General features: G+C 60.8%; 11 protein-coding genes. 10 read left to right on the plus strand and 1 reads right to left on the minus strand.

What is annotated here, in order from left to right; translation table 11 throughout:
* Positions 1-58 precede the first annotated feature (58 nt).
* Complete coding sequence (locus tag FHS49_RS09285) at positions 59-1,432, plus strand: class II 3-deoxy-7-phosphoheptulonate synthase (RefSeq protein ID WP_184017715.1); 1,374 nt, start codon at positions 59-61, stop codon at positions 1,430-1,432.
* 140 nt (positions 1,433-1,572) lie between these two features.
* Here the strand turns inward: FHS49_RS09285 and FHS49_RS09290 are convergent, their stop codons facing one another.
* A complete protein-coding gene (locus FHS49_RS09290; RefSeq protein WP_184017717.1) occupies positions 1,573-4,008 on the minus strand; it encodes a TonB-dependent receptor in 2,436 nt (811 codons plus the stop codon).
* 216 nt (positions 4,009-4,224) lie between these two features.
* Between FHS49_RS09290 and FHS49_RS09295 the strand changes: the two genes are divergently transcribed.
* From FHS49_RS09295 to FHS49_RS09335, 9 genes are all read left to right on the plus strand, one after another.
* Positions 4,225-4,395 (plus strand): hypothetical protein, encoded by a 171-nt coding sequence (locus tag FHS49_RS09295; RefSeq protein WP_184017719.1) that lies wholly within the window; start codon positions 4,225-4,227, stop codon positions 4,393-4,395.
* A gap of 81 nt (positions 4,396-4,476) precedes the next feature.
* Positions 4,477-4,839 (plus strand): PRC-barrel domain-containing protein, encoded by a 363-nt coding sequence (locus FHS49_RS09300; RefSeq protein WP_184017721.1) that lies wholly within the window; start codon positions 4,477-4,479, stop codon positions 4,837-4,839.
* Positions 4,840-5,321: 482 nt separating this feature from the next.
* On the plus strand, positions 5,322-7,943 hold the full coding sequence (locus FHS49_RS09305) for a DUF3857 domain-containing protein (RefSeq protein WP_246350540.1): 2,622 nt from the start codon (positions 5,322-5,324) through the stop codon (positions 7,941-7,943).
* A 138-nt stretch (positions 7,944-8,081) separates the two neighbouring features.
* Entirely contained in the window at positions 8,082-8,492 is a 411-nt protein-coding gene (locus tag FHS49_RS09310; protein WP_184017724.1) for a PRC-barrel domain-containing protein, read from the plus strand.
* 213 nt (positions 8,493-8,705) lie between these two features.
* Positions 8,706-9,455: a helix-turn-helix transcriptional regulator gene (locus tag FHS49_RS09315; RefSeq protein WP_184017726.1), complete on the plus strand. Its 750-nt coding sequence runs from the start codon at positions 8,706-8,708 to the stop codon at positions 9,453-9,455.
* A gap of 106 nt (positions 9,456-9,561) precedes the next feature.
* Complete coding sequence (locus FHS49_RS09320) at positions 9,562-10,623, plus strand: zinc-binding dehydrogenase (protein ID WP_184017728.1); 1,062 nt, start codon at positions 9,562-9,564, stop codon at positions 10,621-10,623.
* Between the two features lie 43 nt (positions 10,624-10,666).
* Positions 10,667-11,692 carry a phosphotransferase family protein gene (locus FHS49_RS09325; RefSeq protein ID WP_184017730.1) on the plus strand — a complete coding sequence of 342 codons (1,026 nt, stop codon included), beginning with the start codon at positions 10,667-10,669 and terminating at the stop codon, positions 11,690-11,692.
* Complete coding sequence (locus FHS49_RS09330) at positions 11,689-12,096, plus strand: hypothetical protein (protein WP_184017732.1); 408 nt, start codon at positions 11,689-11,691, stop codon at positions 12,094-12,096. The genes FHS49_RS09325 and FHS49_RS09330 overlap by 4 nt, the downstream gene beginning before the upstream one ends.
* A gap of 18 nt (positions 12,097-12,114) precedes the next feature.
* Complete coding sequence (locus FHS49_RS09335) at positions 12,115-13,236, plus strand: Rv3169 family protein (protein ID WP_184017734.1); 1,122 nt, start codon at positions 12,115-12,117, stop codon at positions 13,234-13,236.

The raw sequence follows: 13,236 nt of genomic DNA on the forward strand, positions 1-13,236 counted from the left end.
GTTCGGGTCTATGCTCGCGCAAGGAACCACGCTCTTTCACTGAATTGGACGCACGAAAATGGCCGCGAAATGGGCTCCCGATAGCTGGACCAAGCACGAAGCCCGCCAGCTCCCCAATTATCCCGACGCCGCAGCGCTGAAGGATGCCACGAACACGCTCGGCAATTTCCCGCCGCTGGTGTTTGCAGGGGAAGCCCGCAATCTGAAGGCGGATCTCGCCAAGGTGGCCGAAGGCAAGGCGTTCCTGCTCCAGGGCGGCGATTGCGCGGAAAGCTTCGCGGAATTCCATCCGAATAACATTCGGGACACCTTTCGCGTCATCCTGCAGATGGCGGTGGTGCTCACCTATGCGTCCAAGCTGCCCACGATCAAGCTCGGCCGCATGGCCGGCCAGTTCGCCAAGCCGCGCTCTGCGGATATGGAGGATATCGACGGCGTGTCGCTCCCCTCCTATCGCGGCGACATCATCAACGACATCGCGTTCGAGGCGGCGGGCCGCAATCCCGATCCGCAGCGGATGATCAAGGCCTATAACCAGGCCGCTTCCACGCTCAATCTGCTCCGCGCCTTCGCGCAGGGCGGCTATGCGAATCTGCATCAGGTGCATAGCTGGACGCATGATTTCATGGGCCGCAGCCCCTGGGCCAAGAAATATAGCGAAACCGCGGATCGCATCGGCGAAGCGCTCGATTTCATGGCGGCCTGCGGGATCAATCCGGAAACGGTGCCCCAGCTTGCGGGCACGCAATTCTATACCAGCCACGAAGCGCTGCTGCTGCAATATGAACAGGCGCTCACCCGTCAGGACAGCCTGACCGGCGACTGGTATGACACCAGCGCGCATTTCCTGTGGATCGGCGATCGCACGCGCTTCGAGGGATCGGCGCATGTCGAATATCTGCGCGGCATCGGCAATCCGATCGGCCTGAAATGCGGCCCCAGCCTTGAGCCGGAAGCCTTGCTCCGGATGCTCGACACGCTCAATCCCGCGCGCGAACCCGGCCGGATCACGCTGATCACGCGCTATGGGCATGACAAGATCGAGGCGCATCTGCCCAAGCTCGTCCGCGCCGTCACGCGCGAGGGCCAGCCGGTGGTGTGGAGCTGCGATCCGATGCACGGCAATGTCGTGAAGGCCGCCAATGGCTATAAGACGCGCCCGTTCGAGCGCATCCTGGCCGAAGTGCGCGGCTTCTTCGCCGTCCACCGCGCCGAGGGCACGTTCGCCGGCGGGATTCATGCAGAAATGACCGGCCAGAACGTCACCGAATGCACCGGCGGTGCCGTGGACGTGACCGAACAGAGCCTGGCGGACCGCTATCACACGCATTGCGATCCGCGCCTCAATGCCGGCCAGTCGCTCGAACTGGCGTTCCTGCTGGCCGAAATGCTCAATCAGGAACTGGCGGAGCGGCGTAAGGCCGCCGCCTGATCCATCCGCCGCGCGCAAGCGCCTGAAAAAGTAAAAGCCCGCCATTCCCAAGGGATTGGCGGGCTTTTTCGTGCGGTGGGCCTAAATCGACAGCGGGATGGGAATGGCGTCGCAGCCATCCTCATCCCGCCGGTATCGAATTAAAACGTGTAATTCAGGCTGAACATCGCCGAGCGGGTGGGCGCAGGCTGTGCCCAGCTCCCGCCAACCGCGTTGCGCACGGTCGTGACATATTTCTCGTTGGTGAAATTCTGCACGTTAACCTGCGCCTTCAGATTGGGCGTGATCGGATAATTCACCATGAAGCGATGGATGGTATAGCTCGGCACGTTATATGCGACATAGGTGCCGGCCGTAAGCTGCGCGAGCGTCGGCTGGTTGAGCAGGAACTTGCCCTGATAGGTCAGGCCATATCCCAGCTCGAGACCGAAACCGAAACGATAGGTGGTGAACAGGCTGCCCGAATGCTTGGGCGTGTTGGTCAGCGCATAGCCGCGCGTCGGATCGGGGAAAGCGACGCTATTGGCACAGGTGCCCGCAGTCGGATCGACCGATCCGGGATTGGCCAGGCAATAATCGGAAACACCCCGTTTGATGTCGCTCTTCAGATACATGTAATTGGCCGAAATCGTCCAGTTGCTCGTGACATTGCCCGACGCACCCAGCGAAAGACCCTCGACCCTCTGGAAGCCGTCAGTCGCCTGATCAGGCAAGGTCGGATCGCCCGAAATCACCTTGATCTGGTTACGGTCGTTGCGGAACAATGCAGCCGTGAGCAGCAGTTTGGCATCAAACAGATCGGCCTTGGCCCCGATCTCGTAAGTCTCCGTCGTCTCGGGTTTGACGTTGCAGGTGAGCGCAGCACAGGAACCGTCGACCGACGCCTTGGATGGCAATTTCGAATTGCCATAGGCCACATAGAGGCTGGTGTTCGGCGTGGGCTTCAGCACCGCGCCGATACGATAGGAGAAGAGGTTGTCGTCGATCGCAAATGGGCCGGTCGCGCCGCTGAGTTGCCCCAGAAGCGGCGAGCCCGCCGTTGTCACATAGCTCAGCGTGCGGTTTTCGCCCTTCACATTCTCATAACGAATGCCGCCGTTCAGTTCAAACCAGTCAGCGAACTTCATCGTGTCGAACAGATAGGCCGCATAGCTGGTCTGATCCCCGTAAGTCTTGCTCGCGAGGATGAAATTGACCGGACCGGTGTACACGTTGCTGCCATAAGTAAAACCAGCCGGCCCCGGCACGATCTCACCCGGATTGGAAATATTGACCAGCGGTAACGCCGGCGTGGAGCCGTCCGCATTGCGCGGCAACGTGCCTTGGGTCTGGCTGTAATCCTCCCAAAGCGCCGACACGCCCAGCACAAGCGTATGCTCTATGCCGCCGGTGGAGAAATCGGCGCTCAGATCAATCTGGTTATAGGCCGTTTCATTGGTGATCAGGCGCTGCACGCCGCGGCCGCCGGTGGGCAGATAATAGCCCGCAGGCACGGTCGCCGGGCAGGCGGCGCTGACGCCATTGATGTCCATCGGCTGCAGGCCGGTCGAAGCCAGGCAGAATGTGCCGTTCGGCTGGCTGGTGACGGTATTCTGATTGATCTTCTCGTAGCGCGTGAGATTGCGCACCTTAACATGGTCACTGATCTCATGGCTAAAGATCGCCTGCAGCGACTTCGTCTTGCTGTTCTGCTGATCCAGATTGGCGAAGCCATAATAACCGCTGCGATCGAAATCGGACAGGAAACCGCCATTGTTCGCATAATAGCGAATGCCATATTGCGGCATGGCCTTGTCATCCAGATATTCGCCCTGAAGCGTCAGGCTGGTGGGGCCATCGATTCCGATCGTGATGGCGGGCGCGATGCCCCAGCGCTTGTAATCTTCGACATCGCGGCCCGGCACGTCATTTTCATGATAGACCGCGTTGATACGCACGGCGATGAGATCGTTGATCCGCTTGTTGGCATCGACCGTTGCGCGATAATAATTGTCGGTGCCAACGCCCGCGTTCAGGATGATGGCATCATCCGCCAGCGGCCGCTTGGTGACGAGGTTGATCGTGCCGGCAACAGAACCGCCGCCGTTCATCACGGAGTTCGCGCCGTTGGTGACTTCCACCTGTTCGATATTATAGACTTCGTTGCGGTTGAGGAATGCGCCGGAGCGCACGCCATCGATGGTCACGTCATTCTTGGCATCCTGCCCGCGCATGATGATGCGGTCACCATAACCAAAGCCACCCTCGCCCGCGCCGAAGGTGATACCCGGAACGGTTGAGAGCACGTCACGCAGGGTGAGCAGATTCTGCTGCTGGATGGTTTCCTTGCCGATCACCGTGATTGTCTGCGGCGTATCGAGCAGCGGGCGCGTGTATTTCGGGGATTCGGCCTTTTCGACCTTGATCGCAGATTCGTCGAGCGCGCTGTCCCGCACCGTCACGCCGCCCAGCGCCTGGGGCTCTTCCTGCTCGGCCTGCTGCGCATTGGCATGAGACAGTGGCGCGAACATGGAGCCTACACAGGATAGTGCCAGAAACGCCTGGGTCTTGGCGTTGCGATTTTTCGGTGACGTCATCGTTTTCCCCCGATTTTGGTGAATGGATGCCGGCCCGATATTGCGAACCACTATCAACGTCAATAAGAATGATTCTCAATATGAAAGAAATCCGGGGGCGAAGCGGTTGAAAACAAGGCGCGCCTTGGTCACCGCCCGATCGCGTTTGAGGCCTTGCGCCGCGCACGCTACACAGTCGGCCAAGGCACTGGCGCATGTTTGATGAAGGAGACACTGATGATCGCAGTCCGCCGCTATACCGACACCGCCGTGCGCGCGGGGATCAGCTTCGGTTCCGCCCTGGCGATCGCCATTTCGTGGAGCGTGAACAAATCCATCCTGTGGGCGATCATCCACGGCTTCCTCTCCTGGTTTTACGTCGCCTGGTATGCGCTCACCCGCGGTTGATGCGCGACGAAATGAGGCGCGCGATGCGGACATTTTCCCGATCCCGGCGCGTTGAAGGGGCAGGAAATAAGGAGAGCCCCCATGTCCGACACCGTTGAAAGCCCCCGCCCCCTGATCGCCTCAGACCGCGTGGAGGGCACCGCCGTCTATAACCGCGCCGGCGAAAAGCTCGGCACCGTCAGCCGCTTCATGGTCGACAAGCGCTCAGGCCAGGTCGATTATGCCGTCCTATCGTTCGGCGGCCTGTTCGGCTTGGGGCAGGAGCATTATCCCTTGCCCTGGAAGGTGCTGGATTATGACGTCGATCAAGGCGGCTATGTCGTCGATCTCGACAAGAAACTGCTCGAAGGCGCACCGCGCTATGCCGATGATGCCGAACCCGATTACTCGCCCGATTATGGGCGGTCGGTCTATGGCTATTATGGGGTGATGTACCCCTATTGAGCGATGACAGATGAAGAGACAGCGGCCTTTCCCATGGAAGGGCCGCTTTCTTCATGTCCTAAGCATTGATCGCCGTGCGCAAACAAAAAAGGCGAGGCCGTAGCCTCGCCCTTATTTGGTGCAGTTCAACCGAAAGCACCCTTTTCTGTTTTCAGATGCCGACAGACGCGCGAGCGTGTGATGATTGTGTCGTTGAACCCCGTTCATTATTTTTCTGTAATGTTATGAAATCGTCGCCACTTCGGATGTTCCGTGCTTGCAACAACTTGCTCGTCACCTCTACAACTGACCAAGGGTATGGGGGTGTTATGTTGAAGGCTGCGCTGATTATTGTGCTTTTGTCCACGGCGTGTGCCGTCAGGGCGGAGAGCACCCCCTTATACGAAAAAGTCCCCCAATGGGTTACGCCCGCACCGGCCATCGACGCCACCAGGCTTGCGCCAGACGCGCCCGTCCTTCTGCTTTATGATAACCAGCAGCGCTTGGACAATGGGCAAGTCTGGTCCTATTTCGATACGGCGACACGCGCCGCTTCGACCGAAATCATGGGATCGATCGGCACCATCCAGCTTCCCTGGCAGCCAGCGCACGGTCAACTCATCGTTCATGGTGCCGAGATCATTCGCGGCGCGGATCACATCGATTTGCTGGGGAATGGCAAGCCGTTTTCCATCTTGCGGCGTGAACAGCAAATGGATCGCCGTATTCTGGACGGCATGTTGACGGCGACCATGCCCGTCGAGGGTCTGCGCGTCGGGGACATCGTGCACCTTACTTTTTCGGTCACGCTGAAGGATCCGACACTGGGCGGCAATATGCAGACGGCGGCGGCATTGATGTTCGATCCGTTTCGCACCCAATTTGCCCGAACCCGTTTTCTCTGGCCTGAAGAAACGCACATCGCCTGGAAAGCCCATGCGGAGGGATTGGCCCCCAAGCCGGTGATCACGGGCGGGTTCAGCGAATTGTCGTTTACGATGCCATTGGCCAAACAGCGCGAAATTCCTGGCGATGCGCCCCTGCGTTTTCAGCATTTGCCGATCATAGAGGCGTCCAGTTTCAGGAACTGGGCCGAGGTCGCAGCCGTCATGGCCCCGCTTTATGAAACCGACGGCCTTATACAGCCGGACGGCACCATCGCCAAAGAAGTGGCCAGGATCATGGCCGCTGAAAGCGATCCGCTCAAAAGAGCCGCGCTCGCGCTGCAACTCGTTCAGGAAAAAATTCGTTACCAATTGATGGGGATGGATGCCGGAAACTATGTTCCGCAAACGCCCGTGCAGACCTGGGATTTGCGATATGGCGATTGCAAGGCCAAGACGCTGCTGCTGCTGGCGATGTTGAAGCTGATGGACATCGATGCAGAGCCTGTCCTGGCCAATATCACGCTCGGCGGCCTTGTCCCGGATCGCCTGCCTTCCGCTGCTGCATTCGATCACGTTCTGGTGCGCGCCACCATCGGGAGCGACACGCTCTGGCTGGATGGCACGGGGAGCGGCTCCAGACTTGGCGATATTCATGACACCCCCAATTTCGGCTATGTCCTGCCCGTGCGCGCGCAGGGTGCGGATTTGATCCGCATCGTTCCCAGGGCGGATGCGCGCGCCATGGTGACCGCCCGGATCGCATTTGATGCGTCTGCAGGGATCAACTTGCCCACGCCGTTTCGCATGATCGCCACGGTGCGTGGAGCAACCACGGGGATGCTCCGCGCCATGTCTGCACAGGGCAGCAAGGAGGATCTGGAGCAGGGTTTGAGCAAGATCGTCACCGGCTTTATTCCCGACGCCACGATCGGCATGCAGCAACTGAAATTCGATGATGCGGGCGGGACCGCGACCGTGGAAGCCACGGGCCTCGCTTATCTGGACTGGAAGAAAGACAGCGATCGGCTGAAATCAGCCCTCGACACGGTAACCCCGGGCATCGCTTTCGCGCCGGATCGCGCCCGACCGGCATGGCGCGAAATCCCGGTTTCGGTCGGCTCGACGTCGACGAGCGACATCCAGACGGAGATACGCCTGCCCGGCCAAGCCGCGGGTTTCGCGATCGAGGGCGATCAGGCGCTCCAAGGAGTTTTTGCCGGCGTTTCGGTGGATCGGAAGGCCCATCTGGCGAATGGCATTGTGATGACCGACATCCGCGTTCGCTCCATGCCCGCGGAAATTGCCGCAAGCGCCATCCCGGAAGAGCGAAAGCGGATCGCCGCCGTCCAGGGCCGTCAACTCAGCATCGTCGCTCCCGCGGATTATCCCCCCTTGTGGGATGAGGTCGCGCAGGCAAAGCGGGCCAATCGCCTAGCCCCCATCATCGCCATATTCACCAAGCGCATTGCGGATAAGCCAGAGAATAGCAGCCACTATACCGATCGGGCCTGGTTTTTTGACCGCGTGTTCGAGCGCAAACAGGCGATTGCCGATCTGACCCGCGCGCTGGACATCGATCCGACCGTTGCAACCTATCTCCAGCGCTCGGGCATCTATTTCGATCTCGGCGAGAATGCCAAGGCGATGGCCGATGCGAAGACGGCCTATGCGATCGACCCCGCCTCGACTGAAGCCATTTCCCGACTGGCCACGATCCAGGCCGAGCAGGGCGATCGCGCCGGTGCGATCGCCCTATTGCAGGAGCGGATAGACATTGGCGGGAAAAGCGAAGTCGGCCTCCTGCTGGCAAAGGCGCAAATTGAAGCAGATGGCGGGAACACGGAGGCCGCCTTGGCGACAATCGATGCGGCGATCGTGCAAATGCCCGGCAATGCGGTGCTTCTCAATGGTCGCTGCTGGCTGAAAGGCACCCGAAAAATGGCCCTGGACACGGCACTCAAGGACTGCACGAAAGCGATCGAACTAAGCGACGAGCCGACCCAGCCTCTGGATAGCCGCGCGATGGTCTATTACCGCCTAGAGCGATATGAGGATGCGCTCGCCGATCTCGAGGCGGCCCTGCAAATCGATCCCAATCTCAGCAGCAGCCTGTTTCTGCGCGGCATCATCCGCAAACATTTGGGGCAGGCGGGGTTGAGTCAAAGCGACATGCTGGCGGCACGCACCACCTATCCCCGCGTGGATCGGGACTATGAAAAATACGGTATCGCCTTCTGAAGGCCGCATAGGAAGAGATGCCGGATCCCTGCCTTGGGGAAGCCGGGCCGATAGATCCTCCGCACCGGGGTCTATCGTCTCCATCGGGAACTTCCGGCACAAAGCCGCAGTTATGCTGCAAAGATAAGGAGTCTTTGCATGACCGACACCCATCAGCTTCCCGACACGACGCTCTTGATCGCTTCGAACAAGGCGGACGCCATCAAGGTCCAGAGCCGGGATGGCGAGTCCATCGGTCATGTGCATTGTTTCATGGTCAACAAGCGCACCGGCCTGTCGACCTATGCCATCCTCAGCCTCGGCGGATTTCTGGGGATCAACAAAAGCTATTACCCCCTGCCCTTCGAACTGCTGCACTATGATGGCGGCCAGGATCAATATGTGGTGACCCTGGACCGTCGCGTGCTGGAAGGCGGCCCGAGCTGGTCCAATCATGCGCCCATATTCGACCAGGCCTATGCCGACCGGGTGGCCAAATATTATGAAGTGCCGACCGCTAATCTGGCGGTGATGCCCGGCGCTTCGCCGCTGCCGGTGTCGCCCGTCTGAACGCGCCTGCCCCACCGCATTCATTACGATCATCCGCTCATTCATTGGGAAATCCAATGAATGAGCGGATGATTGAATCGACAGCCTTGCGAAGCCCGGTTACAACATAAGATGTTTGGCGATATGGTCCAACCAAATTGTTAGGTTAGCGGATCCGAAAGCGATCCGTCCATAAGGGCACGACCGCAAAAGATCGGCCCATCGGGAGAAGACATGCACGTCAGCACCGATATCGCCCGGCGCACGGACCATATGGTAAGCGTCTGCGGGCTGGACAGCGCCTCCATCTTCTTGTGCGACAAGACCGGCGCATCCTCCTCGCTTTCTTATCTTTATCATGTCGGCGTCACGCAAGAAGCGCAGGCGGCCTATGAGGATGGCCGCGTGTTCGAGGATGATCCCTTCGCGCGCGTGATCAGCAGCGCCGCGCCGGGCGGCCAGCTCATCCGCTGGGAGGATAAAAGGCTCGAAGCCGTAGCGGATGATGCGAGCGCCTATCGTGCGTTCATCAATCACTATTCGGTCGATGTGGTCGGCGCTTATGTGCAGCAGCTCGTGCCCCGCCTGTATCTGCTGGTGGGCGCGCATTGCCGCCCCGGCGCGCACCGCAAGGGAGACGTTGCCCAGACGCTGTTCGAACAGGAGATCGCCGGGGTCGCCCATATGGTCGCGCTGCAATTGCTGGGTGAAATCCTGACGCGGTCCACCGGCCGCAGCGCCTTCGATGCGGTGCTCGATCGCACTGTGATCCCGTGCCGCAATGCCATGGCCACCGGGCTATCGAAGCGCGAGGCAGAGATTGCTTCCCATATCTGCCGGGGCAAGCAGAATAAGGAGGTCGCCTGGCTGACCGGCCTTTCGGAATATACCGTGGAGAATCATCTGCGCCGGATTTACCGCAAGCTGGGCATCCACAATCGCGCGGCGATGGTCGCACGGCTTTCGGGCGCCCATCTCTGCTGATTGACGGAATCCCGTCAATGGGATGTCGCCCCCGCATCGCCTAGCATCCCCCTTCAAGGAGACGGGTGATCCAGCCCGCTCAGGATGATGGAGGGGTCTGCAGCCGATGAAGGCGATGATGCTCAGCGATGGCGCATTCCGATTGCAGGATGTGCCCGATCCCGCGCGTGAAGCGGGACAGATCCTCACGCGTCCCCTGGCTTGCGGCGTCTGCGGCAGCGATCTTCATGCGCGCGATCATGCCGATCATCTGTGCGATCTGCTCCACCGCGCCGGGTTTCGCGGATTCATGGATCCCCGCCAGCCCGTGGTGATGGGCCATGAATTTTGCTGCGAAGTGCTGGAGGGCGACGGCATATTCGCGCGCGGCCAGCGGGTCGTGGCCCTGCCGTTCATTCAGGGAGCACAGGGCGTCGAACTGATCGGCTATTCCAATCGATTCAACGGTGCCTTTGCCGAGCAGATGCTGCTCCAGACCGCCGCCGCCTTTGCCGTGCCCGACGCCGTGGAGACCGAGATCGCCGCGCTCACCGAACCGCTCTCCGTGGCGGTCCATGCGGTGGCGGAGGCGGGTGCTGACAAGGAATGCGGTTTTGCCGTGATCGGCTGCGGGCCGGTCGGCCTTTTCGTGATCGCCCGGCTGCGCGCGCTTGGCCTTGGCCCCATTCTCGCGATCGAGCCCAATCCGGCGCGGCAGGCGATGGCGGCGCGAATGGGTGCGGACACGGTGCTCGCGCCCGGTGACGTGGCATCCGAAGGCTGGTGGAATGATCTCGGTCTGCCGCTCGGCCTGTCCGACGCGATGGCGCAGGCACCCGAGTTGCGCCAACGCAAACGCGCGATCCTGTTCGATTGCGTGGGCAAGCCCGGCATGTTGATGGCGATCGGCCAGGCGGCCCCCGTCGGCGCGACCATCGTGGTGATCGGCACCTGCATGGAAACCGATGCGATCGAGCCCGCATTCCTGCTGCAAAAGGGTCTGCGCGTGCAATTCGTGTTTGCCTACACGCCCACCGATTTTGCGGATGCCTTTGCGATGATCTGCGCCGATCCGGCCCGCATGGCGCCGATGGTGACCGGTCATGTCGGCTTTGCCGGCGTCGAGCGCGCTTTCGGTGCGCTGAGCGCGGGCGGATCGGACGTGAAATTGATGGTCAGCCCGACATGAAGACATTCCCGCCCCTTCCCATCAACGATCTGCGATCCGCCTCATGAAACCGCTGACCGAAGAAGCCCTGATCACCTATCTCGCACAGCGGATGCCCGATTGGCGCGATATCCGCATCGAAGGTCTGCACCGCCTGCCGCTCGGAGCCTCGCGCGAGACATTCCGCTTCGATCTGTCTTATTCCGATGCCAATGGCCGTCACGAGGATCGCCTGATCCTGCGGCGCGATCCGCCCGCCAGCAATGTGGATAGCGACCGGCGTCACGAATATGAATCCTATCGCGCGATCCATGGCCATGGCGTGCCGGTCCCCCGCATGATCCTGCTGGAAGAGGATCCCGAACATTTCGGTGGCGCGATCTCGCTCGCCGAGGATCTGCGCGGCTATCACAATAGCGAATATCAGTTGCAGGAAGCCGCCTGGCGCGATCGCCTGCCCAGGATCGCGCAGCAATTCTGGACGAGCATGGGCACGCTCGCCGCGGTGCCGGTGGACGCGCTCGATCTCTCCTTCATGAAACCCGCCACGCCCGAAGGCACGGCGATGCAGGAGCTGGATTTCTGGGAAGCCACGCTCGACAAGAATGATGTGGGTGCCGAGCCGATCACCCGCGCCGCGATCCGCTGGATGCGCCGCAATCCGCCGCCGCCCGCACAAAAGCTGGCGATGGTCCATGGCGATTTCCGCGCGGGCAATTTCCTTTATGACGATGAAGGCCATCTGATCGCCGTGCTCGATTGGGAAATGGCGCATCAGGGCGATCCGCTGGAGGATCTGGCCTGGAGCCTGGCGCGCGTCTTCAGCTTCGGCAAGGATGAGCGCCGCAGCGGCATTGCGCTGCGCGAAGAGGCGATTGCGATCTGGCAGGCCGCGAGCGGTCTGGAGGTGGACCCCGCCGCGCTGCACTGGTGGGAATTGCTCAACTGCATCAAGGGCCAGGGCATCTGGAATAGCTGCGCCCATGTGTGGAGCGAAGGCACCAATCGCGATGTGATCCATGCCTATGCGGCCTGGTGGCTGCGCAATGCGCAGGACCGCGCCATCCTCGAACTGATGGGGAAATTATGAGACCGTTCGTGCCTGTCGCCGCCGCCGCGCTCGCCGAGCGTCTGCGCAGCGAGATCCTGCCCGAACTGACGGGCTTTCGCGCAGGCAATGTCGCGATGACCGCCGCCATGTTCGATATGATCGGCGAGGAATGGGATCGCGCCGCCGCGCGCCTGTTCGAGGAAAATGCCGCGATCCGCGCCTTGCTGCTGCGTGGCGGCGTCCGTCCGCCGCAGGATCAGGATGATGATCTGCGCATTTCCGCGCTGGACGCGAACAATGATGCGCTGCGCCAGGCGCTGATCACGCTGCACGCCGCCCTCGAGCAGCGCGACGATGCCGGCGCACGCGCGCTCGAAGACGCCATCTGGGACGAACTGCGCCGCTCGGTCGAGCGCCGCACAATCTCGTCCGCCAATTTCTGAACCCCATTGGAGACACTCATGCTGACCCAAGCCGACGATTTCCCCATCCACCAGACCCCCGAGCCGATCGCTTATGCGGGCAGCGACCGCAATTTCTATGACCGCTATTGGTTCAACGGGTTCGAGCCGGACGGGTCGCTTTTCTTCCTGATCGGCATGGGCATCTATCCGCATCTGAACATCATCGACTGCGCCATTTCCGTGCAGATCGAGGGCAAGCAATATTCATTGCGCGGATCGCGGATCTTGGAAGACCGGATGGATATCTCGGTTGGCCCGATGCGGCTCGAAGTGGTCAAGCCACTGTGGAAACTGCGCTTCGTCTGCGAGGAGCAGGAGGGGATCGCGGCTGATCTGACCATCACCGGGCGCGCCTTTCCGATCGAGGAACCGCGCTTCACCCGCCGGATCGGCACGCGCGGCTTCATGGATTATACCCGCCTCACGCAAAACGGGCATTGGTCCGGCTGGATCAGCATCGACGGCCGCAAGATCGAACTCAGCCCGCAGGCGATGGGCACGCGCGATCGGTCATGGGGCATCCGCCCGATTGGCCTTTCCGATCCCCAGCCCAATGTGAATGCGGGAGAGCAAGGCTATTTCTGGCAATGGACCCCGCTCAATTTCAAGGACAAGAGCCTTTTCTTTCACATCGCGGCCGAACCTAATGGCCATATCTGGAACAAGAGATCGGTGCTCTGCCCCGATGGCACCGGCGGTCCGGCTAATTTCAGGGAAACCGAAAGCGCGCATCTGGAAACCACGCTGGTCGATGGCACGCTCTGGCCCGAACATGGCATCCTGAAGGTCGATTACGGGGACGGCGAATATAAGATCGAGCTTGAGCCGTTCCACCGGATGCAGATGAAGGGCATCGGCTATTTCCATCCCGAATGGTTCCACGGCCGCTATCATGGCGTGCCGATCAAGGTGGCGCGCGAGGATTTCACGGTGGACGATCTGGATCCGATGGCAATGCAGAATTTCCATGTGCAGCGCCTCTCGCGCCTGACGCTGACCAATCCCGATGGTTCGCAGGAGCAATCGATCGGGGCGTTCGAACAGGCGATCCTGGGTGCCTATGAACCGATGGGGATCAAGAGCAACATGGATATCGCGCGCTGGGATCGGGAGGATTGA

The sequence above is a fragment of the Sphingobium boeckii genome (assembly GCF_014199215.1).
GTDB classification, from domain to species: domain Bacteria; phylum Pseudomonadota; class Alphaproteobacteria; order Sphingomonadales; family Sphingomonadaceae; genus Sphingobium_A; species Sphingobium_A boeckii.

Bases quoted from the DNA above. Each gene is read 5' to 3' on its own strand.
- FHS49_RS09285 (WP_184017715.1), top strand. From the start codon at position 59: ATGGCCGCGAAATGGGCTCCCGATAGCTGGACCAAGCACGAAGCCCGC.
- FHS49_RS09290 (WP_184017717.1), bottom strand. From the start codon at position 4,008: ATGACGTCACCGAAAAATCGCAACGCCAAGACCCAGGCGTTTCTGGCA.
- FHS49_RS09295 (WP_184017719.1), top strand. From the start codon at position 4,225: ATGATCGCAGTCCGCCGCTATACCGACACCGCCGTGCGCGCGGGGATC.
- FHS49_RS09300 (WP_184017721.1), top strand. From the start codon at position 4,477: ATGTCCGACACCGTTGAAAGCCCCCGCCCCCTGATCGCCTCAGACCGC.
- FHS49_RS09310 (WP_184017724.1), top strand. From the start codon at position 8,082: ATGACCGACACCCATCAGCTTCCCGACACGACGCTCTTGATCGCTTCG.
- FHS49_RS09315 (WP_184017726.1), top strand. From the start codon at position 8,706: ATGCACGTCAGCACCGATATCGCCCGGCGCACGGACCATATGGTAAGC.
- FHS49_RS09320 (WP_184017728.1), top strand. From the start codon at position 9,562: ATGAAGGCGATGATGCTCAGCGATGGCGCATTCCGATTGCAGGATGTG.
- FHS49_RS09325 (WP_184017730.1), top strand. From the start codon at position 10,667: ATGAAACCGCTGACCGAAGAAGCCCTGATCACCTATCTCGCACAGCGG.
- FHS49_RS09330 (WP_184017732.1), top strand. From the start codon at position 11,689: ATGAGACCGTTCGTGCCTGTCGCCGCCGCCGCGCTCGCCGAGCGTCTG.
- FHS49_RS09335 (WP_184017734.1), top strand. From the start codon at position 12,115: ATGCTGACCCAAGCCGACGATTTCCCCATCCACCAGACCCCCGAGCCG.